The following is a 25,671-nucleotide window of genomic DNA, read 5'->3' on the forward strand; positions in this document are numbered from 1 at the left end:
GAGGGCGTGGTAGCGCGGGTGCGAGCGCCCCGCTCAGGACTCCGGGGCCTCAGGCTCGTCGACCGCCTTCGCGTAGACCTCGACGATACGGGTGCGGGAGTCGTCGAGGTAGCGGGCCAGGAGGCGTTCCGCCGTCGCGCGTTCGCCGGCGAGCAGGGCTTCCAGAATCTTCCGGTTTCGTACGAGATACGGCTCGTGCAGGCCGCGGGGGTCGCCCACGATGTGGAACGCGAGACGGAGTTCGGCGAGGACGCCCCGCATCAGCTCGTCCGTGCGCGCGCTGCCGGCCAGGGCGACCAGTTCGCGGTGGAAGTGGATGTTGGCGGTGGAGACGCCCTTCCAGTCCGCCGCGCGGGCCGCCCGCTCGCCCTCCTCGACCGCGGCGGCGAGCCCGTCGACGGCGAACGGCGGCTGCCCCAGGTCGTGGACGACCGCGCATTCGACGAGGCGGCGGGTGCGGTAGATGTCGGCGACGTCCTCGACCGCGAGGACCCGGACGAAGACGCCCCGGTTGAGCTGGTGGACGAGCAGCCGTTCGTGGGTGAGCAGCCGGAACGCCTCGCGCAGTGTGTTGCGGGACACACCGAGGGCGCCGCCGATGCTGTCCTCCGACAGCCGGGTGCCGGGCGGGAAGAAGCCCTCGGCGATCCGGGTGCGCAGGATGTCCGCCACCCGTTCCGCCGTGCTGGTCCGCCCGAGCAGCGCCCGGTCGTCCGCCAGTTCGCCGATTCCGCCCACTGTGCCTCGTTTCCCTCCGTCGTCCGCGGCCGAGTCAATCGCACGCGCCGCGCGGAAACAAGAACGTGACGACATACCTCTTGTCGGATCGTTCAACAATCCCCTACCTTGACGACACCGCACGGTCCTCCAGTACGTCACTCAGGCACGCTCCTCCCCCTCTGCGAGGTGCACATGAGCACGACACAGACCCAGCAGCAGACCCAGGGCGAACGGCCCGACGACACGGGCGCGTTCGCCTGGCTGCGCGCGCTCGGTCCGCGCGGCCGGCGCGCGTTCGGCGGCGCGTTCGGCGGATACGCCCTGGATTCCTACGACTTCTTCACGCTGCCGCTCTCGATGGTGGCCATCGCCGCCTACTTCAGCCTGGACAAGGGGCAGACCGGTCTGCTGACCACGGTCACTCTGGTCGTCTCGGCGATCGGCGGCGCGCTGGCCGGCATCCTGGCCGACCGCATCGGCCGGGTGAAGGCGCTGATGATCACGGTCGTCACCTACGCGCTCTTCACCGTGCTGTGCGGCTTCGCGCCCAACTACGAGACCTTGCTGGTCTTCCGGGCCCTCCAGGGCCTCGGTTTCGGCGGCGAGTGGGCCGTCGGTGCGATCCTGGTCGCCGAGTACGCCTCCGCCAAGCACAGGGGCCGTACCCTCGGCGGCATCCAGAGCGCCTGGGCGGCCGGCTGGGCGCTCGCCGTGATCGTCTACACCCTGGTCTTCCAGTTCGTCGACGCCGACACCGCCTGGCGGGTCATGTTCTGGACGGGGGCTCTGCCGGCTCTCCTCGTGGTCTACGTCCGGCGGAACGTCGAGGACGCCCCGCAGGCCGCGGAGATCCGGCGCACCTCCGCCGAACGCGGCTCGTTCACCGCCATCTTCAAGCCGTCGCTGCTGCGCACCACGCTCTTCGCGGTGCTCCTGTCGACCGGTGTGCAGGGCGGCTACTACACCCTCGCCACCTGGGTCCCGACCTTCCTGAAGACCGAGCGCGGGCTGACGGTGGTCGGCACCGGCGGCTATCTGACCTTCCTGATCTCCGGGGCCTTCATCGGCTATCTGACCGGGGGTTACCTCACGGACCGGCTCGGCCGGAAGAAGAACATCGCGCTCTTCGCCGCCCTGTCGGCGCTGTCCGTCCTCGCCTACACGAACATCCCCTCCGGGGCGAACACGCTCCTCCTCGTCCTCGGATTCCCCCTCGGATTCTGCATGTCGGCGATCTTCAGCGGCTTCGGCTCCTTCCTCGCCGAGCTGTACCCGACGGCGGTCCGGGGCACGGGACAGGGCTTCACGTACAACACCGGGCGTGCGGTGGGCGCCGTCTTCCCGACCCTGGTGGGTTTCCTCGCCGAGAGCTGGGGCGTCGGTGGCGCGCTGGTCTTCGGGGCCGTCGGCTACGGCCTCGCGGTGCTCGCGCTCCTCGGACTCCCGGAGACTCGCGGAAGGGAACTGGTATGACCTCCACGGCAGTTCTCGACCCGCGGGCGGCACGCGCGCGTGCCCGGGCCGGATCGACCGCACCGACGGCCGGCTGGGCCCCCGGCCACACCCAGGCCAACCTCATCTCGGTGCCGGCGGACTGGGCGTACGACGTGCTCCTGTTCTGCACCCGCAACCCCAAGCCGTGCCCCGTCCTGGACGTCACCGACGCCGGTTCGTGGACCACGGAGCTCGCCCCCGGCGCCGACCTTCGGACGGACATCCCGCGCTACCGCGTCTGGGAGCACGGGCGACTTGTCGACGAACCGACCGACGTGACCGCGTACTGGCGCGGCGACCTGGTACGCGACGCCGAGTACCGCGTCGCGTCCTGACCCGTACCGCCATGCCCCGGGAAGGAAGGAACCTCACCATGACCTGGGCCTCGATCGATCTCAACGCCGACCTCGGAGAGGGCTTCGGCCGCTGGACGCTCACCGACGACGAGGAGCTGCTCTCCGTGGTCACCAGCGCCAACGTGGCCTGCGGCTTCCATGCCGGGGACGCGGTCACCATGCGGCGCGTCTGTGAGCTGGCGGCCGCGAGAGGCGTACGGATCGGGGCCCAGGTCTCGTACCGCGATCTGGCCGGTTTCGGGCGGCGCTCCATGGACGTTCCCGCCGACGAGCTGGCCGCCGAGGTCGCCTACCAGATCGGCGCGCTCGAGGTCTTCGCCCGGGCGGCCGGTTCGGCGGTCTCGTACGTCAAGCCGCACGGCGCCCTGTACAACCGGGTGGTCCGCGACGAGGAGCAGGCCGCCGCCGTCGTCGACGGGGTGCTGCTCGCCGGGGGCGGGCTCCCGGTGCTCGGTCTGCCCGGCTCGCGGCTGCACGAGGCCGCCGAGAAGGCGGGCCTGCCCGTCGTCACCGAGGCCTTCGGCGACCGGGCATACACGGCGGAGGGCTCCCTGCTGCCACGGGGGCAGCAGGGGGCCGTCGTCACCGACCCGGCGGAGGTCGTCGAACGGTCCGTGTCCATGGCCCGCTTCGGGGTGGTGACCGCGCACTGCGGGCGGTCCGTCCCCGTGCGGGCGCGCTCGCTCTGTCTGCACGGGGACACCCCGGGCGCGGTGGGCCTGGCCCGTCGGGTGCGCGCCCAGCTGGAGGCCACCGGAGTCAGAGTGGAGGCGTTCGTATGAAGGCGCGGCGCGTGTTCCGGGTGGGAGAGCGGGCCCTGCTGGTCGAGTTGGGGAGCGGCACGGAGACGGAGGCGTTCCACGCCGAGCTACTGCGCCGACGGGCGGGCGGTGTGCTGCCCTCCGTACGGGAGATCGTCCCGGCGGCGCGGACGGTGCTGCTCGACGGGGTCGACGCGCCAGACCTGCTGGCGGGCCAGCTGCGGGAATGGTCGGTTCCGCACCTCCACGCGCGCGTGGAGGGGGCCGTCGAGGTACCGGTCCGTTACGACGGCCCCGATCTGGCCGGGGTCGCCGCGCTGTGGGGGGTGTCCGTGGAGACGGCGGTCCGGATCCACTCGGGCACCGAGTTCCGGGTCGCGTTCTGCGGATTCGCGCCGGGCTTCGGCTATCTGACCGGGCTCGGCGAGCAGTACCAGGTGCCGCGGCGGGCCACCCCGCGCACCGCCGTGCCGGCCGGGTCGGTGGCGCTGGCCGGGCCGTACACGGGCGTGTACCCGCGCTCCTCCCCCGGTGGCTGGCAGTTGATCGGTTCCACGGACGCGGTGCTGTGGGACGCGGGCCGCGAGCCCGCCGCGCTGCTCACGCCCGGCTCGCGGGTGCGTTTCGTGGTGGAGAGCCGGTGACCGATCGTGCACTCGCGGTCGTACGGGCCGGAGCGCTGACCACCGTGCAGGACCTGGGGCGGACCGGTCACGCACATCTGGGCGTGCCCCGCTCGGGGGCGCTCGATCCGGGGGCGGCGCGGCTGGTGAACCGCCTGGTCGGCAATCCGGAGGACGCGGCGGTCCTGGAGACCACGGTCAACGGGTGCGCGGTACGGCCCCGGTGCGCGGTCACCGTCGCCGTGGGCGGCGCGCCGTGCCCGGTCTCCGTCGACGGGCGCGCGGTCGCCTGGGGCGCGGCGGTACGGGTCGCAGCCGGGGCGCTCCTCGAAGTCGGCGCGGCCGTACGCGGCCTGCGCGCGTACGTGGGGTTCGGCGGCGGCATCGCCGTCGACCCCGTCCTCGGCAGCCGCTCCACCGACCTGTTGTCCGGGCTCGGTCCGGCGCCGCTGGCCGACGGGGCCGTGCTGCCGCTGGGAGTGGAATCGGCCGTACGGGGGTCGGTCGACACTCCCCCCTGGCCGGGCCCGCCGGACGAACTCGTCCTGCGGGTCCGGCTCGGGCCGCGGCACGACTGGTTCACCCGTGGGGCGCTCCGCACGCTCGCCACGCGCGCGTACCGGGTCTCCTCGGCCAGCAACCGCATCGGTCTGCGCACCGAGGGACCGCCCCTCGAGCGGGCGCTCGCCGCCGAACTCCCCAGCGAGGGCATGGTCCTGGGTGCGGTCCAGGTGCCGCCGGACGGCCGGCCGGTGGTCTTTCTGGCGGACCATCCGACGACCGGGGGCTATCCGGTGGTGGCGGTGGTGCGGGAGGCCGACCTGGCGGCGGCGGCCCAGGCGGTGCCGGGGACGGTGGTCCGCTTCGTACCGATGGGCTGAGGCGCGCCGGCTCAGGGCGTGCCGTAGCCTCCGCCGCCCGGGGTCCGCAGGACCAGGACGTCGTCCGGGCCGACGTCGGTGGCGTCGACGCCGTCGAGGTGCTCGACGGTGCCGTCGGCACGTTCGACCAGGTTCTCGCCGAGCGCCCCGGGCTCTCCGCCGGCCATGCCGTAGGGCGGGACCCTGCGGTGGCCGGTCAGCAGGGTCACGGTCATCTGTTCCAGGAAGCGGATGCGGCGCTCGACGCCGTCGCCGCCGTGCCACCGGCCGCTCCCGCCGCTGCCCCGGCGTACGGCGAAGGAGTCCACCCGGACCGGGTGGCGCCACTCCAGGATCTCGGGGTCGGTGAGCCGGGAGTTGGTCATGTGGGTCTGGACGGCGTCGGCCCCATCGAAGCCGTCGCCCGCGCCGGAGCCGCTCGCGACCGTCTCGTAGTACTGCACGCGCGCGTTGCCGAAGGTCACGTTGTTCATCGTGCCCGAGCCCTCGGCCTGGACGCCGAGGGCCGCGTAGAGCGCGCCGGTGACCGCCTGCGAGGTCTCCACGTTCCCGGCGACCGTCGCCGCCGGGTAGGCGGGGGCGAGCATCGAGCCGGGCGGCACACGGACGTCGAGGGGTTCCAGGCACCCGCTGTTGAGGGGGATGTCGTCGTCGACGAGGGTGCGGAAGACGTACAGGACTGCGGCCATGACGACGGAGGTCGGTGCGTTGGCGTTGCCCGGCTGCTCGGGGGAGGTCCCCGCGAAGTCGAGGACCGCGGCGCGCCGTTCGCGGTCGACGCGGACCGCCACCTGGACGACCGCGCCGCCGTCGGTCTCGTAGCGGTACGTACCGTCCCGGAGGCCGGCCACGATCCGCCGTACGGACTCCTCGGCGTTGGCGCGCACGTGCCGCATGTAGGCGTGGACGACGTCGAGGCCGAACTGGCCGACCATGGCCCGCAGTTCCTCGATGCCCTTCTCGTTGGCGGCGATCTGGGCGCGCAGGTCGGCGAGGTTGGTGTCGGGGTCGCGGGAGGGGTAGCGCGCTCCGGTCAGCAGCGCCCGCGTCTCGTCCTCCCGAAGCCGCCCGTCCCGTACGAGGAGCCAGTTGTCGAAGAGGACGCCCTCTTCGTGGACGGTCCGGCTGAACGCGGGCATGGAGCCGGGGGTGATGCCGCCGATCTCCGCGTGATGGCCGCGCGAGGCGACGAGGAACAGCAGACGGTCGCCGGAGTCGTCGAAGACGGGTGTCACCACCGTGACGTCCGGGAGGTGAGTGCCGCCGTGGTACGGGTCGTTGATCGCGTAGACGTCACCGGGGCGCAGGGAGTCCCCGCCCCGCCGCAGCACCTCCTTGATGGACTCGCCCATGGAACCGAGGTGGACGGGGATGTGGGGCGCGTTGGCGATGAGGTTGCCCTCGGCGTCGAACAGGGCGCAGGAGAAGTCGAGCCGCTCCTTGATGTTGACGGAGTGCGCGGTGTTCTCCAGTCGTACGCCCATCTGCTCGGCGATCGACATGAAGAGGTTGTTGAAGACCTCCAGGAGGACGGGGTCCACGTCCGTGCCGACCGCCACGCGCGCGGGGCGGGGCCGCGCGCGGGTGAGGACGAGGTGTCCGCCGTCACCCGCCGTGGCCTGCCAGCCGGGGTCGACGACGGTGGTGGCGTCGGCCTCGGCCAGGATGGCCGGGCCGGTGACGGTGTCGCCGGGGCGCAGGTCCTCGCGCCGGTACAGCGGGGTGTCGCTCGCGGTTCCGGAGCCGGTGCTGGTGTCAGTGCCGGTGCTGGTGTCAGTGCCGGTGCCGCTGCTTGTGCCGGTGTCGGTGCCAGTGCCCGCGCCGTGTATCCGTACCGTCGCCCGGGGTGCGAGATCCCCTTCCCGTACTCCTGTCCCGAGGGCCACCGGGCCGTGCGGACCCGCGATGCCCACGGCCTCCACGGAGACGGCCTCGACGACGAGCGGCCGGTCCATGGTGAAGGCGTACCGCGCGCGGTGGAGGCCGGTGAACGCCCGCGTCATCTCCTCGGCGGCGGCCAGGTCGACCTGGAGGCTCGCGTCCGTGCCGGCGTAGCGCAGCAGCACGCGCGCGTGGGTGGTGATCGCGGAGTCGGGGAGGCCGTCGGCGCGCAGCTCGCCCCTGGTCTTCTCGGCGAGTGCGGCGCACAGCTCCGTCACGCGCGCGTGCGTCCCCGGCGCGCGGAGCTCCGCCTCGACCGACTGCTCGCGCATGGCGGTGGCGTCGGCGAGGCCGATGCCGTACGCGGAGAGCACACCGGCCAGCGGCGGTACGAGGACGGTGTCGATGCCCAGGGCGTCGGCGACGGCGCAGGCGTGCTGGCCGCCGGCGCCGCCGAAGCTGGTGAGGGCGTAGCGGGTGATGTCGTGGCCGCGCTGGACGGAGATCTTCTTGACGGCGTTGGCCATGTTGAGGACGGCGATCTCCAGGAAGCCGGCGGCGACCTCCTCGGGGGTACGGCCGCCGCCGATCTCCAGGGCGAGGGCGGTGAACTTCTCCCGTACGACGGTGTCGTCGAGCGGCTGGTCGCCGTCCGGTCCGAAGACGGCGGGGAAGTGGTCGGGCTGGACGCGGCCGAGCATCACATTGGCGTCGGTGACGGTCAGCGGGCCGCCGCGGCGGTAGCAGGCGGGGCCGGGGACGGCGCCGGCGGAGTCGGGGCCGACGCGGTAGCGCTGGCCGTCGTAGTGGAGGACGGAGCCGCCGCCCGCGGCGACGGTGTGGATGTTCATCATCGGGGCGCGCATCCGCACGCCGGCGACCTGTGTACCCAGTTCACGCTCGAACTCGCCCGCATAGTGGGACACATCGGTGGACGTGCCGCCCATGTCGAAGCCGATGACGCGGTCGAACCCCGCCTGCCCCGAGGTGCGGGCCATCCCGACGACGCCGCCGGCCGGTCCGGACAGGACGGCGTCCTTGCCGCGGAAGTGGGCGGCCTCGCGCAGTCCGCCGTTGGACTGCATGAACATCAGCCGGATTCCGGCGAGTTCGCGGGCCACCTCGTCGACGTACCGGCGCAGGATCGGGGAGAGATAGGCGTCGACGACGGTGGTGTCGCCGCGCGGTACGAGCTTGATGAGCGGGCTGACCTCGTGGGAGCAGCTGACCTGGGTGAAGCCGAGCGCGCGGGCGCGGGTGGCGATCCGGGTCTCGTGGGCGGGGTGCCGGTAGCCGTGCATGAGGACGACGGCGGCGGAGCGGTAGCCGTCGCGGTGGGCGGTCCGCAACTCCTCGGCGACGGCGTCCTCGTCGAGCGGGCTGACGACGCGGCCGTGGGCGTCGACCCGCTCGGGGACCTCGATCACCCGCTCGTAGACGGCCTCGGGGAGCACGATGTGGCGGTCGAAGAGCCGGGGACGGTTCTGGTAGGCGATGCGCAGGGCGTCGCGGAAGCCCTCGGTGACGAGGAGGACGGTCGGCTCGCCGCGCCGCTCCAGGAGCGCGTTGGTGGCGACGGTGGTGCCCATCTTGACGACGTCGATCCGTTCGGCGGGGACCGGATCGTCCGGGCCGAGCCCGAGGAGGAGACGGATCCCCGCCACGGCGGCGTCGTGGGGGCGGGCCGGGTCGTGGGAGAGGAGCTTGCGGGTGACGAGCCGCCCGTCGGGCCGCCGGCCCACGATGTCGGTGAAGGTGCCGCCACGGTCGATCCAGAACTCCCAGCGCCCGGTCATTCCCCCATTGTGGCCACCGGGGCGTCCAGCGACACCGCCGCGAGGGCGGCGGACAGGGCGTGTTCGGCCCGCCGGTCGAGCCGGGAGCCGGTGCCGCCCGCCCAGTGGCGCAGCTCGGCGCCCGCCATGTGCAGCAGCTGGGGCAGCAGGTCGTGGCAGCGCCGCGCGACCCAGCCGGTGCCGGCGGTGGCGAGCCAGAGCACCGCCTCCGTGCGGGTCGGCGGGGGCTGTTCGGGTTCGGTCGGGGGAGGCGCTCCGTGGGCGAGGCCGCGGGCGGTCAGGAGCGCGTGGAACCGTGCGGCGATGGCCCGGTGGCCGCGCTCGCCGGGGTGCAGCCGGTCGGCGCTCCACAGGGACCGGTCGTCCGTCCAGGCGGCGTCGGCGAGGTGGAGGTGGACGGCGTCGTAACGGGCCGACACCGCGTGGACGAGCGCGTTCACGGCCTTTTGGCGCCGGGCGAGCGGCCGGGCGAGCGGCGCGGGGAGGCCGAGCATCCGGCCGGGGTCGGGCAGACAGGCGGTGAGGAGTACGGCTCCGCCCGCGGTGAGGTCCGCGCAGACCCGGTCGAGGCGGCGGGCGAGCCGGCCTATGTCGAAGGTGTGGCGCAGGGTGTCGTTGACGCCGACGACGACGGAGGCGAGGTCCGGCCGGAACGCCACGGCCTCGGGGGCCTGCTGCTCGGCGACCTCCCGGCTCTGGGCCCCGCTGACGGCGAAGTTCCGGAACTCGACGTGCTGCGCGGGGCCGGCGAGCCCCTCGGCCAGCAACGCGGCCCAGCCGCGCCAGGCGCCGTCGACGCGGTCCCCGACGCCCTCACTGAGGGAGTCCCCGAGAACGGCGAACCGGAGGGCGGGGACGGGGGCCGGGGCGGACGGGGTCGGCGTGTGCGCGTCCGCTTGCGCGGCGACCGGAAGCGGGGTCCCCGGGTCGTCCACCACGCGCGGGTCCCCCCGACGCGGGGCGGGAAGCATGTCCACGCGCGCGTGGACGGCCTCGGCGGGACCGGACGTCCGGGCGGTGCCCGAGATGCCGGCCGGGGCGGACGCCTCGGCGGTACCCGACGTGCCCGCCAGGACAGACGCGTCGACGGCACCGGACGTGCCCGCCAAGGCAGACGCGTCGACGGCACCGGACGCACCGGCTGTGCCCGACGTACCGGTGGTGCCCGACGTACGGGCTGTGCCCGACGCGCCAGCTGTGCCCGACGTACGGGCGGTGTCCGACCTAGCGGCGTTGCCCCGCGTCCCGGGCACGCACGCCCGCCCGGTGGTGCCCGACGGCTCCGGGGCGCCGGCGGTCGGTGGGGCGGTGGTCGTGGTCGTCATGTCCGGGCTCCCTGCGGCGGGACGAGGATCGAGGCCGGTGCCGCGTCGTGGGCCTGGAGGAAGGCGGCGATCGAGCGGTCCCAGCCGAAGAGTTCGGCACGCGCGCGTGCCGCCGCGCGGCGCTCCCGTTCCGGGCGATCGAGCAGGCTACGCATCGCCGCGGCGAAGGCCGCCGGATCGTCGGGGGCGCAGGCGCCCGCGTCGCCGAGGACCTCGGGAAGCGCCGAGGAGGCGCTGGCGACGACCGGCGTGCCGCAGGCGAGGGACTCCAGCGCGGACAGGCCGAACGTTTCGGCGGGCCCGGGGGCCAGGCACAGGTCGGCAGCGGCCTGGAGGTCCGCCAGGGTCTCGCGGTCGGCGACATGCCCCAGGAACCGCACCGGCAGCCGTTCGTCCCGCGCCCTGCGCTCCAGCGTCCCCCGCAGCGGCCCGTCGCCGGCCACGACGAGCCCGGCCCGGACCCCGGTCGCCCGCAGGTGGGCGAGCGCGTCCAGCGCGTTCCCGGGCCGCTTCTCCACCGAGAGCCGCGAGCACATCACCAGCAGCACGCGCTGGCCGTCCGCATGCTTGGCCCGCAGCACGGTGCTGCGCCGCCCTGGCCTGCAGCGGTCCAGGTCCACGCCGAGCGGCGCGCGTACGACGTTGCCGGCCCCGATCCGTACGAACTCACGCTCCGCCCACTCCGTCGTGCACACGATCCGCGAATACGCCCACGCCGTACGCCGGTTGAGCCGGTCGGCCGCGTGGGCCGCGGCGGCCGACGGCACACCCCAGGTCCGCAGCACGCCGTCCGCGGTCTCGTGGGAGACCATCACCGACGGCACCCGGGCGCGCCTGGCCCACTCCCCCGTCCAGCGCAGGGTCGTCCGGTCGGAGACCTCGAGCCGGTCGGGAGCGAGTTCCTCGAGGAGGCGGCGTACGCGCCGCCGGTCGGCGAGGACGCGGTAGCCGCCGGTCCCGGGCAGGACGGGACCGGGCAGCGTGATGACCCGCCCCTGATCGGTGACCTGGTCGCTCCCGACGTCCCCGGGGACGATCAGGACGGGCTCGTGCCCGGCCGCGAGGTAGCCGCGGCCGAGCTGTTCGAGGGCGGTACGCAGGCCCCCCGACGTGGGGGTGACGAAGTTGGCCAGCCGGACGATCCGCAGCGGCCGGCGCATACCGAGCCCGTTCACGCCGCGACCGTCCACTCCGAGCCCGTTCATGCCGCGACCGTCCACTCCGAGCCCGTTCACATCGAGGCCGTCCACTCCGAGCCCGTTCACATCGAGGCCGCCGTTCGTGCCGAGTCCATTCCTACCGAGCCCGTTCATGCCGCGACCGCCGTCCGCTCGCGCAGGACCTCCAGGTAGTGGCCGATCAGTTCGTCGCCCACCGCCTCCCAGGTCCGGCCCTCGACCGCCGTCCGGCCCGCCCGGCCGTAGGCGGCGCGCAGCGCCGGTGCGGCGGCGAGGGAGGCGACGGCCTCCCGCAGGGCGGTCGCGTCGTCCGGCGGGACGAGGAGTCCGGTCCGGCGGTGGTCGACGAGGTCCAGCGGGCCCCCGGCGGCGGGAGCGACCACGGGGACACCGCTCGCCATCGCCTCCTGCACGGTCTGGCAGAAGGTCTCGTACGGGCCGGTGTGCGCGAACACGTCCAGCGAGGCGAAGATCCTCGCCAGGTCGGTGCCGGTGCGGCGGCCGAGGAACTCGGCGCCGGGCAGGGCGGTGTGCAGCCCGGGGCCGCTCGGGCCGTCGCCGACGACCACGACCCGCACGCCGGGGAGTCCGCACACACCGGAGAGCAGTTCAACCCGCTTCTCGGGGGCGAGGCGGCCGATGTAGCCGACGAGGAGCTCGCCGCCGGGGGCGAGTTCGCGGCGCAGGGCCTCGTCGCGCAGCTCGGGGCGGAAGCGGTCGGTGTCGACGCCGCGGCGCCAGAGCCGTATGCGGCCGATGCCGTGCGTCTCGAGGTCGTGCGCGGCGGCCGTGGACGGCGCCAGGGTGCGGTCGGCGGCCCCGTGGACGGCGCGGAGGCGGCGCCAGGCGGCGCCCTCGCCCGCGCCCATGTAGGTGCGGGCGTAGCCGGCGAGGTCGGTCTGGTAGACGGCGACGGCGGGCAGTCCGAGCCGGTTCGCGGCCGCCATTCCTCGCACGCCGAGCACGAAGGGGCTCGCCAGGTGCACGAGGTCGGCCCGGTGCGCGGCGATGGCGGCGGCCAGGCGGCGGCTGGGCAGGGCGACGCGCACCTGCGGATAGCCGGGCAGGGGGAGGGAGGGTACGCGCACGACGGGACAGGGCGCGTCGGAGTCCGGCGGGTCGGCGGGGCCGGCCACGGGGACGGCCGGGGCGATGACGAGCGGGTCATGTCCGCGGCGGACGAGGTGGCGCGCGGTCTGCTGGGTGCAGTGCGCCACACCATTGACATCGGGTGGGAAGGATTCGGTGACGATGACGACACGCATACCGGTGTTGTCGTCGCACCCGGCGTGTTCCCGCCGACGTGGATCTGGACGGCCGGGGAACGTCCCATGAGCGTTTGCCCCGCCGGGCGTTTCCGCCCGCGGCCCCCGCCCCGCCGTCCGTTGCGGCGGGGCGTGCGGCAGGGCGGGCGCCCCCGCTCAGACCTGCAGGTCGGGCCCTATCCGGTTGCGTACCGCCGTCTGGACCTCGGCCTCCTCGGCCGGGTCGGCCGCCAGTCGGCGCAATCGCTCCGCGACCCGTACGTCACCGGTCTCGGCGTGCAGCGCCGCGACCTCGCGCGTGGTCTCCTCGCAGTCCCAGAGGCATTCGACGGCGAATCCCGTCGGAAAAGTCGGGTCGGTGGCGGCGAGGGCGCGGGCCGTGCGGCCGCGCAGTTGGGAGGAGGCCGTCTCTCGGTAGACGTGGCGCAGCACGGGGGCGGCGCAGGCGATGCCGAGGCGTCCGGCGCCGTCGACGAGGGTGTAGAGGGCGGTGGCGTCGGGGCCGTCGGCCCGAACCGTCTCGCGCAGGGCGCCGAGGACGAGAAGGGCGTCCTGGGCACCGCCCCGGCAGGCGAGGACGCCGGCGGCGGCCGTGCCGAGCGCGTCGGGCCGGTGGACCCAGCCGCGGGCGCGGTCGACGGCGGCTTCGCCGCACATGCGCTCGAACGCGGACACGGCGGCTTCGGCGACGGTACGGGAGTCGCTGCCGGCGGCGGCCTCGATGAGGTCGAGTACGGCGGGGTCGCGTGACTCGGCGAGGTAGTGGAGGGCGGCGCAGCGCGCCCCGTCGGGTCCGCTGCGGGCGGCCTCGACGATGGCGGGCCGGTCATCGGGGCCGGCGACGGCGGTCAGGCAGCGGGCGGCGGGCCCGTGCAGCACGGCGCCGCGCTCCAGGCCTTCCTGGGCCCAGTCGAAGACCGCCTGGACGCTCCAGCCGGGCCGGGGTCCGCTCGGTCGCATCTGGCGCTGCCAGCGGTCGAACGAGCCCTGTTCCTGGGCGGCCCTGACCCGGGCGCCGACGGCGTCGCGCTGGTCCTCGGCCCACAGCCGCCACGGCCGGGGCTCGAAGGCGTCCCGTACGGTGCTCGCCAGCTCGGCGTCGCCCTCCGGCGTGGCCGGGAAGCGGGCGAGGACCGGGTCGGCGAGCGAGCGCAGGCCGGCGTCGTCGTCGCGCAGGGCGAGCTCGTCGAGTGCCCACGCCCAGTTGGTGCCGGTCGCGGCGTACCGCCGGAGCAGCACCAGGGCGTCGTGGCGACCGTAGGAGGCGAGGTGCCCGAGGACGGCGAGCGCGAGCCCGGTCCTGTTCTCCTCGGTGTCGAAGTGGTCCTCGGCCCCGAAGAGGTGGGTCTCGATCTCCGTGAGCCCGCCGTGCAGATCCAGGTACAGGCGTGCGTAGTAGAGGGAGCGGTTCTCGACCTGCCAGTCCTGGCGGGGGTCGCTGAGAACGCAGTGGTTGAGGGCCGCGAGGGCCTCGGCGCGTGGCGCGGCGAGTGCGTGCAGGGTGCCGTCGCCGCGGCCCCTCTGCAGCAGGCCGAGCAGGGTGCCGCTCGGCGCTATGACTGGTTCGAACATGGAAGATGCCTCACATCAAGCTGTCGACACGACCGGGAGTACCGGGGACTGGTGATCGCCTAGGCCGCGCAGCAACATGTTCGGCCGCCCGTCGTCCTTTGCTTGGTGTTGACCATCTTCCTCTGCCTCTCGTCGGTGGCCCCTTGCGGGCCCGACGTCATGATGACCCAGCCATTTCGCCACCGCGACCACATTTACGACACCGCTCTCACCTGGGGTTCAGTGTCCGTTCACCCGGATCTTCACCGGGTGCCGAACAGCTCCAGGAGTTCTGTCTTCCCAAACATCCGAGCAGTATCCACGGCAGACGGAGTCCCCGCTTCCGGATTTGCGCCGCCGGCGAGCAGCGCGCGGACGACGGCGTCCTCGCCCTTGAAGACCGCGCCGGCGAGCGGGGTCTGGCCGCGGTCGTTGGCGCGGTCCGCGTCGGCACCCCGGGCCAGCAGGGCGGCGACCGCCTCCGCGTGCCCGTGGTAGGCGGCAAGCATGACCAGGGAGTCGCCCTTGTCGTTGGTGAGGTCGGCCGGGACACCGGCGTCGACATAGGCGGCCAGCGTCTCGGCGTCCCCTGTCCGCGCGAGGTCGAAGACCTTGCCCGCCAGCTCGATGACCTCGGGGTCCGGAGTCTCGCTCATCGGACGTGTCCGCCTTTCCGTTCCGTCGTGCATGTATCCGTCGTGCATGTATCCGTCGCGCACGTTCCGTCGTACACGTTCCGTCGTGCACGTTGCTGTGACCTGCGCACGGCAAGCGAGGCCGTACGAGTGAATCGACAGGGTACTGCCCGTCCCGCGACATGACGGGAGGCGTCCACGGCAAAGATCAGCTAGCGCGCTCCGCACATTTCGCCACTCGGGCAAGCCCTCCCCATCCGCCAGTCAAGTGAAATCGCCCGTCTTTCACCCATATGCACCTTTAATCGCATAGATACTTCCTGTGAACCTGGAAGGACTCATGGTGACTGTCCCCTCAACCAGGAGAACCCCAAATGATCCTGTCCATCTCAGGCGTGGTCCTGCTCGGCATCATCTGCTTCCTGTTCTTCAAGAAGGACGGCATGAAGGCGTCGCACGCCCTCGTCAGCGCCCTCTTCGGTTTCTACCTCGCGGGCACCGCCATCGCTCCGAGCATCACCGCAGGCGGACAGAGCCTCGCCAGCCTCTTGGGCGGGATCAAGTTCTGACGCCCCTCAGCCCCTTCCACAACTCCAGGAGTACGACGTGGCCCGGCGACCACTCCCCCGCATTCTGAGCAGCGGCAGCGACCGGATCGCTCGCAGTCGAGAGATCGCGCGCACGGCCGCCGACAGCGCCACCGATGTGCTCCATCCGCTGATCACCATCACACGTGGTCTGCGGAAGCTGGCCGCGACCGCGCGCGCCAGGTGGGCCGCGACCCCCAAGGAGCGGCGCGGTCCCACGCTGCTCCTGGTCGCGGCCTGCGTCCTCGTCGTCGCCCTCGTCCCGTACGGGCCGCTCCTCGCTCTCGTCTCGGTGATGGGCGCGGCCGCGTGGAAGGGGCGCGAGCGCCCGGTCGTGAAGACCGGGCCCGACGACGCCGAGATCGAGCGGCTCAAGGGCCTCTACGAGGCACTGGTGCCGTACTTCTCCGTCCCCGAGGACCCGGCCCCGCTCTTCGCCCATGGCGGCGACTGGAGCGGCGCGTTCGGGGACCACGCCTTCGACGACAGCGGGCGTCTCACTCACCTGCGGATCAAGTACCCCGCGTACTTCACCGACGGGGAGGCCGCCTCCCGCGCCCGGATCGAGCAGCTGCTGCACGCCAAGTCGGGGCGCGGCCGCGAGTACCTCTTCGACTGGGACGAGGAGGGCAACCAGCTCGTGATGGCGGTGCTGACCGCCCTTCCGACCACGATCGCCGCGCAGCGCTTCGTCACCGCGCCGGGCGAGACGGTCCTCGGCTTCACCGACGCCGACGCCGTGCAGCGCACCGTGCCGGTCCTGGCCGCCGACGGGGCGGAGGACGCGCCGCCGGTGATCTGGCGCACCGGCCCGCGCTCCACGGAGCCGCATCTGCTCGCGGTCGGCCAGCCCGGCAGCGGCACGACCTCCCTCCTGCGCTCCATCGCGCTGCAGGCCCTGCCCCACGGCGACGTGCTGATCGTGGAGGGCAGCGGCACCGGCGAGTACGCCTGTCTGACCGGGCGCGCCGGCGTCCTGGCCGTCGAGTGCGGCCTCGCGGGCTCGCTGGCGAGCCTGGAGTGGGCGGCGCACGAGACCGAGCGGCGGCTGATCGCCGCGAACCGGGCCCGTCAGGCGGGCCGTCCCGCGCCCGACGACACCAGGCGCCCGCTGTGGATCCTGCTCGACCGGCCGAGCATCCTCGGCCACCTCGCGGCGGCCGACGGCCGTCCCGACCCGCAGAACCTCCTCCAGGTGCCGCTGCGGCACGGCCGGGCCGCGCAGGTCACGGTGGTGGTGGCGGAGCAGTTCGACAGCGTGGACTCGCTGAGCGAGACGGTACGGACGCACACCCGCGCCCGGGTCGTGCTCGGCCCCGCCTCCCCCGATCAGATCGAGTCGGTCCTCGGGGTCGAGCCGCACACCACACCGATCCCGGTCGTCCCGCCGGGCCGTGGCTACGCCCGCCTCGGTACCGGCCAGGTCCTGCGCCTGCAGGTGCCGGCGACGCCCGATCCGTACGACGACGCGACGAACGAGGCGCACCGGCAGGCCGTCCTGGCCCTGCTGCCGGAACGGCTGACCGGCACGGCGACGGCGGTGGAGACGGCCCCCGGCTCGGCCCCGGACCCCGGCCACACAGTGGTGACGGAACCCGGCCGCCCCGCACCCGAGGTCGGCCACGGACCGCCACCGCGCCATACCCCGGTCCCGGCGGAGGGCTGAGCGCCAAGCGCAGGAGGGGCGGGTACGGACCCTGGGTCCGCACCCGCCCCTCCTGCGTCACGCGGTCACGCGGTCACGCGGTCACGCGGTCACGCCACGAACGACCGTGAGGGCTCCACGCCCGCCCCCGCGCCCGACTCCACGAGTCGTGCCGCGGCCGCCAACCGGGCCGCCGCCTCCTCCGCGACCGGGCCGCCCACGGTGAACGGCAGCCGGACGTATCCCTCGAAGGCACCGTCCACCCCGAACCGCGGCCCCGACGGGACCCGAACCCCCACCCGCTCGCCGACCTCCGCGATCCGCGAGCCCGAGAGGCCGCCCGTGCGGACCCAGAGCGTCAGGCCCCCGCGAGGGACCTCGAACTCCCACTCCGGGAGCGCGGCCCGCACCGCAGCGACCAGCGCGTCGCGGTTCTCCCGGGCCTGGGTGCGGCGGATGCTGACGGCCTGCTCCCAGCCCCCCGTGCGCATCAGCCAGTTGACGCCGAGCTGCTCCAGGACGGGGGTGCCGAGGTCGGCGTAGGCCCGCGCCGACACCAGCGAACGGATCACGTCGGGAGCGGCCCGCACCCAGCCGATCCGCATGCCGGCCCAGAAGGCCTTGCTCGCCGAGCCGACCGTCAGCACCGTCGCACCCGCAGGGTCGAAGGCGCAGACGGGCCGCGGCATCGCCAGGTCGTCGTCCAGGTACAGCTCGGACATCGTCTCGTCGACGACCAGGACCGTGCCGGCCGAGCGGGCCGCGTCCACGAGCTGCCGGCGCTGGTCCTCGTCGGCCAGGGCGCCCGTCGGGTTGTGGAAGTCGGCCACGACGTACGCGAGTCGCGGCGCCGCGTCCCGCAGCACCTGCCGCCAGCGGCCCAGGTCCCAGCCCGCCAGTCCCTCGGCCATAGCGACGGGCACCAGCCGGGCGCCCGCGGACCGCATGAGCTGGAGGATGTTGGCGTACGACGGCGACTCGACGGCGATCCGCTCGCCGCGCCCGGCGAAGAGATGGCAGATGGCGTCGATGGCGCCCATCGCCCCGGTGGTGACCATGATCTGCTCGGGCATGGTCGGGATGCCCCGCTCGGTGTACCGGTCGGCGAGCATCTGCCGCAGCGCGGGCAGGCCGGCCGGGTAGTCCCCGTGCGTGTGGGCGTACGGCGGCAGCTCCTCCAGGGCCCCCTGGACGCTCCGGGTCAGCCAGGGCTCGGGCGCGGGCAGCGCCGCGCAGCCGAGGTCGATCATCGACCCGAGCGACTCCGGCGGCAGCGGTTCGAGCCCGCGCGCGGGGAGCGGGTTCCCGGCCGGTACGGCGGTCCAGCTGCCGGCCCCGCGCCGGGACTCCAGGAAGCCCTCGGCGCGCAGCGCCTCGTACGCGGCCGCCACCGTCGTACGGCTGACGGTGAGCGCCACGGCGAGCTCCCGCTCGGCGGGCAGCCGGGCGGCGACGGGCACGCGGCCCTCCAGGACGAGGAGGCGGATGCCGTCGGCGAGCGCACGGTAGGCGGGCGGCTTGCGCGCGCCGGGTCCGGCGGGGCGCGGCTGCTGCGCCTGAAGCTGCCGGGCCAGCTGGGCCGGCCCGACGGCCGAAGTCCACTGAGCCATGGAAGTCAGTCCACCTTCCTCGAATTGGCCATGGTTGGCATGCGATCCCCCGCCACAGAGTGTCATGAGTCAGTCCACTACCACCACACAGGGGGGCACCACCTTGTCCATCGCCTCCGGCCTCCGCGGCCGGCTCACCGGTCGTCATCTGACCCGTCGGCTCGTGCAGCTGTATGCCGGACTGGCGCTGTACGGGATCAGCTCGGCGCTGATGGTCCGCGGCGGGCTCGGCGTGGATCCCTGGGACGTCCTCCATCAGGGTCTCGCCGAGAAGGTCGGACTGAGCATCGGAGTCGTCTCGATCATCGTCGGGGCGGTCGTCCTGCTGCTGTGGATCCCGATCCGCCAGAAGCCGGGTCTGGGCACGGTCTCGAACGTCTTCATCGTCGGCGCCTCGATGGACGGGACGCTCGCTCTCGTCCCGGACGTCGAGGGCCTCGCCGCGCAGATCCCGTTCGTCGTCCTGAGCATCGTGCTCAACGGCATGGCGACCGGCCTGTACATCGCCGCACGGTTCGGCCCCGGTCCGCGCGACGGCCTGATGACCGGACTGCACCGGGTCACCGGCCGCTCGATCCGGCTGGTCCGCACGGCGATCGAGGTCGCCGTGGTCGCCACCGGCTTCCTGCTCGGCGGTTCGGTCGGTGTCGGCACCGTGCTGTACGCGGTCAGCATCGGCCCGCTCGCGCAGTTCTTCCTGCGCCGGTTCGCCATCCCCGAGCAGGACGTGAGCAGCACCGTCGTCGCCTCGGGGACACCGGAGCAGGCGATACTGCGGCGGTGACTCGCGTACGCCACCCCTATCTCGACCACCCGTCCCCCATCCCGTTCGCCCATCGCGGCGGCACGGCGGACGGCCTGGAGAACACCGCGGCCGCCTTCCGGCGGGCCGCGGCGGCCGGTTATCGCTACTTCGAGACCGATGTGCACACCACCGCGGACGGTGCTCTGGTCGCCTTCCACGACTCGACGCTCGACCGGGTCACGGACGCCACTGGCCGCATCCGCGATCTGCCGTGGGACGCCGTCCGCGAGGCGCGGGTGGCCGGCAAGGAGCCGCTGCCGCTCTTCGAGGACCTCCTCGAGGAGTTCCCCGAGGCGCGCTGGAACGTGGACCTGAAGGCCGAGTCCTCCCTGGTCCCGCTGGTCGACCTGATCCGCAGGACCGGGGCGTGGGACCGGATCTGCGTGGGTTCCTTCACCGAGGGCCGGGTGGCCCGGGCACAGCGCCTGGCGGGGCCGCGCCTGGCGACCTCGTACGGCGTGAAGGGCGTCCTCGGCCTGCGGCTGCGCTCGCTCGGCATCCCGGCGGCGCTGCGCGCGGGCGCGGTCGCCGCGCAGGTCCCGGAGAGCCAGGGCGGCATCCCGGTGGTCGACAGGCGCTTCGTGCGCGAGGCCCATGCCCGCGGTCTGCAGGTGCACGTGTGGACGGTCAACGATCCGGAGCGGATGAACGCTCTCCTCGACCTGGGGGTGGATGGCATCATGACCGATCATCTGGAGGCGCTGCGCGCAGTGCTGACCGCCCGGGGCGCGTGGATCTGAACGCGCGTCCCGCCACGGGGACGAACGAGGGGGCCGCGGCCGTGACTGCCGACACCACCGAGCCGCAGGAGCACACCTCCGATCCGGCCGACCGCAGACGCGAGCAGCGCGGCTGGTACTTCTACGACTTCGCCTGCTCGGTGTACTCGACGAGCGTCCTGACGGTGTTCCTCGGTCCGTATCTGACCTCGGTCGCGAAGGCGGCGGCGGACGCGGACGGATTCGTCCACCCGCTGGGCATACCCGTGCGGGCCGGCTCGCTCTTCGCGTACGCCGTCTCGGTCTCGATCGTCGTGGCGGTCCTCGTGATGCCGCTGGTGGGCGCGGCGGCGGACCGCACGGGCCGCAAGAAGCCGCTGCTCGCGGTCTCCGCGTACACCGGCGCGGCGGCGACGGCGGGGATGTTCTTCCTGAGCGGGGACCGCTATCTGCTCGGCGCGTTCCTGCTCATCGTGGCGAACGCCTCGCTGGCGGTCTCGATGGTGCTCTACAACGCCTATCTGCCGCAGATCGCCGAGCCGGACGAACGGGACGCGGTCTCCTCCCGCGGCTGGGCCTTCGGCTACACCTCGGGCGCGCTGGTCCTCGTCCTCAATCTGGTGCTCTACTCCGGGCACGACTCGTTCGGCCTGTCGGAGGGCGCGGCGGTTCGGATCTGTCTGGCCTCGGCCGGGCTGTGGTGGGGCGCGTTCACGCTGGTGCCGCTGCGGCGGTTGCGCGACCGGCGGGTCCGGCCGCACGGCGAGGGCGCGGTCGCCGAGGGCGCGGTGGGCGGTGGCTGGCGGCAGCTGATGGCGACACTGCGGGACATGCGTCGCCACCCGCTGACGCTGTCGTTCCTGCTGGCCTATCTGATCTACAACGACGGCGTCCAGACGGTCATCTCGCAGGCGTCGATCTACGGCTCCGAGGAGCTGGGGCTCGACCAGACGACGCTGATCACGGCGGTGCTCCTTGTCCAGGTGCTCGCGGTGGCGGGCGCGCTCGGCATGGGCCGGATGGCGCGTTCGTACGGAGCCAAGCGCACGATCCTGGGGTCGCTGGCGGTCTGGACGCTGATCCTGGCCGCCGGGTACTTCCTGCCGGCCGACGCGCCGGTGGCGTTCTTCTGTCTCGCGGCGGCGATCGGTCTCGTCCTCGGCGGCAGCCAGGCGCTGTCGCGCTCGCTGTTCTCGCATCTGGTGCCGCGCGGCAAGGAGGCGGAGTACTTCTCGGCCTACGAGATGAGCGACCGGGGCCTGAGTTGGCTGGGGCCACTGGTGTTCGGTCTCGCGTATCAGCTGACCGGGAGCTACCGGGATGCCATCATCTCTCTGGTGATCTTCTTCGCGGCCGGTTTCGTGCTGCTCGCGCGGGTCCCGGTGCGGCGTGCCGTGGCCGCCGCGGGCAACCCGGTTCCGGAGCGAATTTAGACGTGGAAGTGAAAGGCCGGTAGTGTACGCCTTTGGCCTGCCAGGCGGACCGTTACTGCGTGCTGCTTTGGTGAAGACGCTGGGTGACATCTGCTGCCAGATGTGACAAACCGGGCACTGGTGGGTAGAACAAGGGGCGGCACGACGGGCGACGCATGACCCGGAACGGGAATCTTTACCGCCGACCGGACGTTGACCGGATGACGACGACAGCGACACCTGTCCTGTGGGCGACAAGCCCGGGAGGCACGATTCATGAGTGAGCGAGCTCTTCGCGGCACGCGCCTCGTGGTGACCAGCTACGAGACCGACCGCGGCATCGATCTGGCCCCGCGCCAGGCCGTGGAGTACGCATGCGAGAAGGGCCATCGTTTTGAGATGCCCTTCTCGGTGGAAGCGGAAATTCCGCCGGAGTGGGAGTGCAAGGTCTGCGGCAGCCAGGCACTCCTGGTGGACGGGGACGGCCCCGAGGAGAAGAAGGGCAAGCCGGCGCGTACGCACTGGGACATGCTCATGGAGCGGCGCACCCGCGAGGAGCTGGAGGAGGTCCTGGCCGAGAGGCTGGCGGTCCTTCGTTCCGGCGCCATGAACATCGCCGTACATCCGCGAGACAGCCGCAAGTCCGCCTAGCGGACGGCACGGCCGAAAGCGACGCCGCGGGGCCCGGTACACCTTGTGTGTACCGGGCCCCGCGGCGTTTCGTCATGCGACCGGATCAGGGCGTCAGGGGCGGGCGGGGCTCCTGGGGGCTCCGAGGGCCCTGAGGGGCGTCGTCGCGGATGACCTCGCCCTGGACGACCTTGCCGTCGGGACGGTGCATACGAGCCTGCTGGAAGGCGTCCTGGAGGCTGCCGGGAGGTGCGGCGTTCATCCGGCGCTCCGCGGCCCGGTCGGCGTACCGGCCGAGGAAGGAGCGCACCGGCGGTACGAGCAGCAGCAGACCGGCCGCGTCGGAGATCAGGCCGGGGATCATCAGCAGCAGACCGCCGAGCATCAGGAAGCCGTTGCGGTCGCCCGCGCCGGCCCGGTCGGTCGCGGTCGGCGCGACGCCGGACTGCGCCGCCGCCTGCGCCTGCTGGAAGGTCTCGGTGAGGTTCTTGAAGGCGCGCCGGCCGGCGCGCTTGATCACCACGGCGCCGAGGACGGCGCCGCCGACCAGAAGGCCGAAGAGCGTCAGCCCGCCGACCGCGCCCGCCACCACCGTGAGCAGCCAGATCTCGAGGACCAGCCAGGCGGCGAGGGCCAGCGGGAGGAACGTACGCGCGCGGGAGCGCTTGGGGGCGAGGGGAGGCGGTGCGCCGTTGGTCATGCCCCCCAGTGTGCCTGGCCCGTCGCAGGAACGCCGTAAAGGGGAGATCAGGTCGGCGAAGGAGGGATCAGCTCGTGGACTTGCGGCCGAGCAGCTTGCCGACCTTGTTCGCACGGGCCGTCAGACCCCAGCCGGTGACCCGCCAGAGGGCCTCGACGACGATGTTGCGGCTCATCTTCGAGTCGCCGATCTCGCGCTCCACGAAGGTGATCGGGACCTCGACGACGTGGTAGCCGGCGGCGACGGCTCGGCGGGCCAGGTCGACCTGGAAGCAGTAGCCGGCCGAGGCCACGTCCTCCAGGCCCAGGCCCTCCAGGGTCTCCTTGCGGAAGGCCCGGTAGCCGCCGGTGACGTCGCGGATCGGCACGTCGAGCATGACGCGCGAGTAGAGGCTGCCGCCGCGGGAGATGAACTCGCGGGACTTGGGCCAGTTCACGATCCGGCCGCCGGGCACCCAGCGGGAGCCGAGGACCAGATCGGCGCCCTTGAGCGCGGTCAGCAGGCGGGGCAGCTCCTCGGGCTGGTGGGAGCCGTCGGCGTCCATCTCGACGAGGACGCCGTAGCCGTTCTCGATGCCCCAGCGGAAGCCGGCGAGGTAGGCGGCGCCGAGCCCTTCCTTGCCCTTGCGGTGCAGGACGTGGACATGGTCGTCGTCCGCCGCGATCTCGTCGGCGAACTTGCCCGTGCCGTCGGGGCTGTTGTCGTCGGCGACGAGGATGTGCGCCTCCGGTACGGCCGCCCGTACGCGCGAGACGATCGGCTTGATGTTCTCCGCCTCGTTGTAGGTCGGAATGATCACCAAGGCTCTGCCGAGCGGGCCGTAACGCCTCTGGCCACCGTCGTTCACTGCTGCCCCTTCGGATACATACGCGAACCCCCACCATAGCGAGCCCGGCCCGCGACTCTGTCGCGGCGGGGCTGGTTGCGGGGCGGGACGGTGCGGTCGGTCCCACGCACGGCGTACGGACCGGCGCCACGCACCGGGGTGCGGACCGGCGCCGGGCAGGGCGTGCGGATCGGGGCCCGGCGCCCTTCGGGCCGACCTGGAACCCGCTGGCTGCGGGTCGACCGAGAGCCGTTGTCTACTGAACGTCCGGGCCCCACCCGGGTCGCACCCTCCGCCGGAGAAACCTTCCCTCGCCCCCGAGGCGCGGGCGCTGAACCTGGTTCCCGGTGATGGTGAGCCGGTGCGGCACACCATCCCTTGACCCAGCGGCGTTCGACGACTGCGTGGAGGTTAGAAACCGGTCGGACGTCCTGTGGTGGACTCGCCGAACCTACCGGCCGGTGGCCGCTCGCTGTCAACACTCGTTTGACCTGCGGAGATGACCGATACCACCAGGTCAGCGGGGAAGATCCGCAGGTCGTGACCGAGCCGGTTGATCATCGATCGGCGGTACGAAATGTCCCTACGTCACTCGTTCGGCCGTACGAAAACCGTTTGTCCGAACACCACAGTGCGCAGGCAGACCGGGAGTTCGCCGCCGGGGGTCAGATCGGGCAGACCGGGCGTTCCGGAGCGCGGGTCGGTCGACCAGCGGGCCACCCGGTCGTCGGGCGCCTGGACCACGAGCTCGTCGGCGCGCCAGATCGCGTAGTCGGCGGGGGCGCCGGGGACGAGCGTGCCGGCGTCGTCGCGGCCGACGGCCCGCCAGCCGCCCCTGGTGTGGGCGGTGAAGGCGGCGCGCACGGAGATCCGGTGCTCGGGGGTGCGATGGAAGGCGGCCGCGCGGACGGTGCCCCAGGGGTCCAGCGGGGTGACCGGGCTGTCCGAGCCGAAGGCCAGCGGCACGCCGGAGCGGAGCAGGGCGGCGTACGGGTTGAGGGTGCGGGCCCGCTCGGCGCCGAGGCGCTCGGCGTACATCCCGTTCTCGCCTCCCCAGGCCGCGTCGAAGGCGGGCTGCACGGAGGCGGTGAGTCCGAGCTCGGCGAAGGCGGCGATCGTCTCCGGGGTGAGCATCTCGGCGTGCTCGACGCGGTGGCGGGCGGCGCGGATCCGGGCGAGGCCGAGCTTCTCGGAGGCGGCCCGCACGCCCTCGACCACGGCGGTGATCGCGGCGTCGCCGATGGCGTGGAACCCGGCCTGGAGGCCGGCCTCGGTGCACGCGACGACATGGGACGCCACCACGGCGGCGTCGAGGTGGGCGACGCCGGTGTGCGCGGCGTCCTCGTACGCGTCGTGGAGGCAGGCGGTGTGCGAGCCGAGCGAGCCGTCGGCGAAGAGGTCTCCGGCCGCGCCGACGGCGCCGAGCGCGCGCGCCCGCTCGACGTCGAGGTCGGCCCAGTAGCCGACGACCCGCGGGCCGGCTTCCGCGCGGGCGAGGTCGAGCAGTCCGGTGAAGTCGTCCTCGGAGGAGATCTCGGGTCCGCCGCACTCGTGCAGGGTGCCGATGCCGAGCGAGGCGGCGTGCGCGCGGGCCGCGCGCTGGGCCTCGGCGCGCTGTGCCGGCGAGAGGGCGGCGTAGGCGGCGCGGCGGACGGCGTGGTGGGCGTCCGCGGTCAGCGGCTCGCCGTCGCGGAAGCCGGAGAGCTCGCGGATGCCGGGCACGAGGTCGAGCAGGGCGGTGGTGACGACGGCGGAGTGGACGTCGATCCGGGTGAGGTAGAGCGGCCGTCCGCCGGTGACCTCGTCCAACTCGTCGCGGCGCGGCGCCCGTCGCTCGGGCCAGCGCGAGGCGTCCCAGCCGTGCCCGATCAGGATCCGGTCGTCGGGGCGGGCGGCGGCATAGGCGCGGATCTTCTCCGCCGCCTCGACGAGCGAGGCGGCGGAGGACAGGTCGAGGCCGGTCAGGGCGAGCCCGGTCGCCGTGGTGTGCACGTGCGCGTCGACGAACGCGGGGGTGACGAGGGCGCCTTCGAGGTCGATCACCTCGTCCACCCCGGAGGCGAAGGCGTCGGCCGCCCCCTCCGAGCCCACCCAGGCGACATGCCCGCGCTCCACCACCATGGCGGTGGCGAAGGGGTCGGCGGGGCTGTGGACGTCTCCACCGCGCAGCAGAACGGTGCGGTGTGCGTTCTCGGAGAGGGTCTCGCTCATGCGACCAGGCTAGATGCGCGGCGGGGTCCGGCCGAACGCCGGGCCCGCCGCCGGACCGGC

Annotated in this window: 21 protein-coding genes and 1 pseudogene; 11 read left to right on the forward strand and 11 right to left on the reverse strand. The window is 73.3% G+C overall.

Going from position 1 to position 25,671, the window contains the following annotated elements:
- Positions 1-33: 33 nt before the first annotated feature.
- Entirely contained in the window at positions 34-738 is a 705-nt protein-coding gene (locus ACFV9D_RS30285; RefSeq protein ID WP_385153174.1) for a GntR family transcriptional regulator, read from the reverse strand.
- Between the two features lie 174 nt (positions 739-912).
- Between ACFV9D_RS30285 and ACFV9D_RS30290 the strand changes: the two genes are divergently transcribed.
- From ACFV9D_RS30290 to ACFV9D_RS30310, 5 genes and pseudogenes are all read left to right on the forward strand, one after another.
- Positions 913-2,193 (forward strand): MFS transporter, encoded by a 1,281-nt coding sequence (locus ACFV9D_RS30290; protein WP_385153176.1) that lies wholly within the window; start codon positions 913-915, stop codon positions 2,191-2,193.
- Positions 2,190-2,519: pseudogene (locus tag ACFV9D_RS30295) on the forward strand (hypothetical protein); the annotation flags it as partial. The gene ACFV9D_RS30290 and the pseudogene ACFV9D_RS30295, both read left to right, overlap by 4 nt.
- 68 nt (positions 2,520-2,587) lie before the next feature.
- A complete protein-coding gene (locus tag ACFV9D_RS30300) occupies positions 2,588-3,352 on the forward strand; it encodes a LamB/YcsF family protein (protein ID WP_385153179.1) in 765 nt (254 codons plus the stop codon).
- Entirely contained in the window at positions 3,349-3,975 is a 627-nt protein-coding gene (locus ACFV9D_RS30305) for an allophanate hydrolase subunit 1 (RefSeq protein ID WP_385153182.1), read from the forward strand. The genes ACFV9D_RS30300 and ACFV9D_RS30305 overlap by 4 nt, the downstream gene beginning before the upstream one ends.
- A complete protein-coding gene (locus ACFV9D_RS30310) occupies positions 3,972-4,835 on the forward strand; it encodes a biotin-dependent carboxyltransferase family protein (RefSeq protein WP_385153185.1) in 864 nt (287 codons plus the stop codon). The genes ACFV9D_RS30305 and ACFV9D_RS30310 overlap by 4 nt, the downstream gene beginning before the upstream one ends.
- A gap of 11 nt (positions 4,836-4,846) precedes the next feature.
- On the opposite strand, the gene ACFV9D_RS30315 is transcribed toward ACFV9D_RS30310, so the two are convergent.
- The 6 genes from ACFV9D_RS30315 to ACFV9D_RS30340 all read right to left on the reverse strand — a co-directional run bounded on the left by ACFV9D_RS30315 (position 4,847) and on the right by ACFV9D_RS30340 (position 14,487).
- Positions 4,847-8,512 (reverse strand): hydantoinase B/oxoprolinase family protein, encoded by a 3,666-nt coding sequence (locus ACFV9D_RS30315; protein ID WP_385153188.1) that lies wholly within the window; start codon positions 8,510-8,512, stop codon positions 4,847-4,849.
- Positions 8,509-9,483, reverse strand: coding sequence for an SGNH/GDSL hydrolase family protein (locus ACFV9D_RS30320; protein WP_385153337.1), 975 nt, complete (start codon positions 9,481-9,483; stop codon positions 8,509-8,511). Before ACFV9D_RS30320 ends, ACFV9D_RS30315 begins: the two co-directional genes overlap by 4 nt.
- Before the next feature lie 350 nt (positions 9,484-9,833).
- Positions 9,834-11,042 (reverse strand): glycosyltransferase, encoded by a 1,209-nt coding sequence (locus ACFV9D_RS30325; RefSeq protein ID WP_385153340.1) that lies wholly within the window; start codon positions 11,040-11,042, stop codon positions 9,834-9,836.
- Between the two features lie 104 nt (positions 11,043-11,146).
- Entirely contained in the window at positions 11,147-12,280 is a 1,134-nt protein-coding gene (locus ACFV9D_RS30330; RefSeq protein WP_385153191.1) for a glycosyltransferase family 4 protein, read from the reverse strand.
- 156 nt (positions 12,281-12,436) lie between these two features.
- Positions 12,437-13,852: a HEAT repeat domain-containing protein gene (locus ACFV9D_RS30335; RefSeq protein ID WP_385153193.1), complete on the reverse strand. Its 1,416-nt coding sequence runs from the start codon at positions 13,850-13,852 to the stop codon at positions 12,437-12,439.
- 242 nt (positions 13,853-14,094) lie between these two features.
- A complete protein-coding gene (locus tag ACFV9D_RS30340; protein WP_385153196.1) occupies positions 14,095-14,487 on the reverse strand; it encodes an ankyrin repeat domain-containing protein in 393 nt (130 codons plus the stop codon).
- Positions 14,488-14,840: 353 nt separating this feature from the next.
- On the opposite strand from ACFV9D_RS30340, the gene ACFV9D_RS30345 reads away from it, so the two are divergent.
- Together ACFV9D_RS30345 and ACFV9D_RS30350 are read left to right on the forward strand one after the other, a co-directional pair.
- Positions 14,841-15,035, forward strand: coding sequence for a hypothetical protein (locus ACFV9D_RS30345; protein WP_046907412.1), 195 nt, complete (start codon positions 14,841-14,843; stop codon positions 15,033-15,035).
- A gap of 37 nt (positions 15,036-15,072) precedes the next feature.
- The gene (locus ACFV9D_RS30350; RefSeq protein WP_385153199.1) at positions 15,073-16,719 is read left to right on the forward strand and encodes a hypothetical protein; all 1,647 of its coding nucleotides are present in this window, start codon (positions 15,073-15,075) and stop codon (positions 16,717-16,719) included.
- Between the two features lie 89 nt (positions 16,720-16,808).
- On the opposite strand, the gene ACFV9D_RS30355 is transcribed toward ACFV9D_RS30350, so the two are convergent.
- Entirely contained in the window at positions 16,809-18,308 is a 1,500-nt protein-coding gene (locus ACFV9D_RS30355) for a PLP-dependent aminotransferase family protein (RefSeq protein WP_385153202.1), read from the reverse strand.
- A gap of 64 nt (positions 18,309-18,372) precedes the next feature.
- On the opposite strand from ACFV9D_RS30355, the gene ACFV9D_RS30360 reads away from it, so the two are divergent.
- From ACFV9D_RS30360 to ACFV9D_RS30375, 4 genes are all read left to right on the forward strand, one after another.
- Positions 18,373-19,092 carry a YitT family protein gene (locus ACFV9D_RS30360; protein ID WP_385153205.1) on the forward strand — a complete coding sequence of 240 codons (720 nt, stop codon included), beginning with the start codon at positions 18,373-18,375 and terminating at the stop codon, positions 19,090-19,092.
- On the forward strand, positions 19,089-19,853 hold the full coding sequence (locus ACFV9D_RS30365; protein WP_385153208.1) for a glycerophosphodiester phosphodiesterase: 765 nt from the start codon (positions 19,089-19,091) through the stop codon (positions 19,851-19,853). Before ACFV9D_RS30360 ends, ACFV9D_RS30365 begins: the two co-directional genes overlap by 4 nt.
- A gap of 41 nt (positions 19,854-19,894) precedes the next feature.
- Positions 19,895-21,265, forward strand: coding sequence for an MFS transporter (locus ACFV9D_RS30370; RefSeq protein WP_385153211.1), 1,371 nt, complete (start codon positions 19,895-19,897; stop codon positions 21,263-21,265).
- Between the two features lie 255 nt (positions 21,266-21,520).
- Positions 21,521-21,895, forward strand: coding sequence for an RNA polymerase-binding protein RbpA (locus ACFV9D_RS30375; protein ID WP_026278069.1), 375 nt, complete (start codon positions 21,521-21,523; stop codon positions 21,893-21,895).
- An 85-nt stretch (positions 21,896-21,980) separates the two neighbouring features.
- Here ACFV9D_RS30375 and fxsA read toward each other — a convergent pair whose 3' ends face one another.
- The 3 genes from fxsA to ACFV9D_RS30390 all read right to left on the reverse strand — a co-directional run bounded on the left by fxsA (position 21,981) and on the right by ACFV9D_RS30390 (position 25,611).
- Positions 21,981-22,574 carry an FxsA family membrane protein gene (gene fxsA, locus ACFV9D_RS30380; RefSeq protein WP_385153214.1) on the reverse strand — a complete coding sequence of 198 codons (594 nt, stop codon included), beginning with the start codon at positions 22,572-22,574 and terminating at the stop codon, positions 21,981-21,983.
- 67 nt (positions 22,575-22,641) lie between these two features.
- On the reverse strand, positions 22,642-23,421 hold the full coding sequence (locus ACFV9D_RS30385) for a polyprenol monophosphomannose synthase (RefSeq protein ID WP_385153217.1): 780 nt from the start codon (positions 23,419-23,421) through the stop codon (positions 22,642-22,644).
- 567 nt (positions 23,422-23,988) lie between these two features.
- Complete coding sequence (locus ACFV9D_RS30390) at positions 23,989-25,611, reverse strand: amidohydrolase (RefSeq protein WP_385153219.1); 1,623 nt, start codon at positions 25,609-25,611, stop codon at positions 23,989-23,991.
- Between the last annotated feature and the right edge of the window lie 60 nt (positions 25,612-25,671).

The sequence above is a fragment of the Streptomyces sp. NPDC059875 genome, assembly GCF_042731085.1.
In the GTDB taxonomy this organism is placed as follows: domain Bacteria; phylum Actinomycetota; class Actinomycetes; order Streptomycetales; family Streptomycetaceae; genus Streptomyces.